Consider the following 2,376-nt stretch of genomic DNA (forward strand, 5'->3'; position numbering starts at 1 on the left):
GCGCTGCCAGAAGTAACCACCGATCATTAATATTACAAGGACTGCCAGCCACGGCAGAACCGCCAGCAAATGCCCTGACCGGGCAAAGGTCAGCGCAATCATCAGTAACCAACCGCCCAGCATCGGAATCGCGGTGCGCTTAACAATATCCACAGGTGAGACGCCTGCAATTCCCGCGATAGCAATGATGACGCCGGCAATGGGGGATAACGTACGACCAATACCCGCCGATATCTGGATAGGCAACATCATGACTGCGATGTCGCTACCGATATGACGGCTGATGTCCGGTACCATTGGGGCGAAGGAGAAAAACGCGGCATTTCCTGAGCCCATTAGCGCTGAAATTGCAAAGGTGATCAGGGTCATCAGCAGGATAATAGAGGCGGCGCTGAGGCCAAATTCACCGGAAAGCGACAGCAGCGCATCGACGGCGCCAATAGCTTTCAGTCCGGCTGAAAAGACTTCACCGGCGATAATCAGCGTGACGACGGTGGCAAAAACGCTGCCCATGCTGTCAAAGACTTTTTGTACGCCTGCCATCACCTCGCGCGCCTTACGATGACGGCAATACTCACAAACCAGGGTAATGGCGAGGCTTATCAGTACGGCGGTATCCAGCGTAATTTTGAGCGAACTGAATACTAAATCACTGCACACCAGCATCAACACCAGAGGTAGCATGGGCAGAAAAAGCCAGGCGATCGGTGCTTCAGTTTCATCGGTCGACGTTAATGTCTGCATCTGCTGAGCCACACCGTCACTGCTTTCCCGATGGTCGAAAAAGCGTTGCACAACAATATGTAACAGGGCGATGAACAGAATAACGGGGACGACGATCGGCAACTGATCCTGCACGAAATAGTTCACCACCTCGATGCCTGCGGTTTTGGCGGCGAGAACCGAGTTGCCGGAACCTGGACCAAATTCAACCGCACAGGTACTGGCGATAACGGCGGCAACGGCAGCGCGGCTACAGCCAAGACGGGTCAGCAGCGGGTAGAGCGTCGCCATCAACAGCAGACCCAGCCCGGTGGCGCTGCTGATAAACAGCGACAGGAATTGACCCAGCAACAGCGCCAGCCCCAACAGCAGATACGGTGAGTTCAGGCGTTGCAAAGGGCGAGATGTCACCCGAACCAGCACCTGGCTTGCGCCAATGGCCGACATATATGTAGCGAAACCACCAATCAGCATAATTTGCAGCCCAAGGCCGCCGAGGCGCACGCTCAGGGTATCGCGAATAAACTCGAAGGCATCAAAGGGGCCGAATCCGGTGCTTTTTTTCACCAGGTCACTGAGCGTGGTCATCCCGCTAAAATGCGCGATAAGCAGCAGCACAATCCCGGTCAACAGCAACACTGACTGGGGGTGATATTTTTTGAGGATCAGACGTCCGGCAAAAATGATGGCAATTAGCGCCAGTAATAATGACATTCTTGCCCCCTTACTCGAAGTTGCCAGTAACCAGGCACTCGCCATCCCGCAGCAACGGCTTACCCGCAGCGAACAGATGGGCCAGCGAGAGGTCATCATTGAGTACACAGATATCAGCACGTTCCCCGGCGCAGAGCACGCCGCCGGAAATACCCAACGAGCGCGCAACGTTTGCCGTCAACATCGCGATCGCTTGTGGCACCGGGATCCCCACATCAATCAAGCGAGGAAGAAGATTAAGGTTACCTGCGACCGGTGCCGCGCTTAAGCCTTCCACAATACCCTGGGCGTTAAAGCGCGGAACGCTGCCATTACCATCAGAGCTGATCGTGATGCGATCGGCTGGAACCTGGGCTTCCAGAGCGTGGAGGATTGCCTGCTCCTGAGGCATAAAGCGACTACCGCCAGACGTAACGTCGATATGGCCGCCACGATGAGCGAACGCAATCGCCTGTTCGAACAAGGGCGCTGTTCTCGCAACATGGGTCGGTGAAATGTGGTGAATCGGAATGCCTGCATCACACAGCTCAATAAGCTGTGACATCCCTTCCGGCAGATTCCCAAGATGTACATGCAGTAACCCTTTTTTGCCTGCCAGCAGGGAAGCCACGCGGATATCGCTTACTATTCTCAGCAATTCCTGGAAAGAGGGGTAAGAACCACGGTGATCGGCGAGGGCGATTTTGACGCCAAGAATCGCCGGAATGAAGGTCATGTCATCGCGGATGGATCGCGTAATGGTTGGGCTGGGTACCGCGTAGGCTCCCGTATGCATAAATGCGCGTAATCCCTCAAGGTTGAGAGACTGCATTTTGGCGTAGAGGTCTTTGGGCGAACGAGAAATGGCATCGGTACCTAACACGCCGACAACCGTGGTAATACCTGCCTGAATCAGATCGCGTAGCTTGACGGCTGGCGTTCGGCTGGCAAATCCAGCCT

Annotated in this window: 2 protein-coding genes; both read right to left on the reverse strand. The window is 55.0% G+C overall.

Features of this window, described 5'->3' with window-relative positions; genetic code table 11:
* A partial coding sequence (gene dcuC / locus FDW87_RS05315) for a C4-dicarboxylate transporter DcuC (RefSeq protein WP_137379516.1) occupies positions 1-1,437 on the reverse strand: 1,437 nt, incomplete at its 3' end.
* A gap of 10 nt (positions 1,438-1,447) precedes the next feature.
* The coding region (locus FDW87_RS05320) for an amidohydrolase family protein (RefSeq protein WP_252363016.1) at positions 1,448-2,376 on the reverse strand (929 nt) is incomplete at its 5' end.

This window comes from Citrobacter sp. wls826, assembly GCF_005281245.1.
Classification (GTDB): Bacteria; Pseudomonadota; Gammaproteobacteria; order Enterobacterales; family Enterobacteriaceae; genus Citrobacter; species Citrobacter braakii.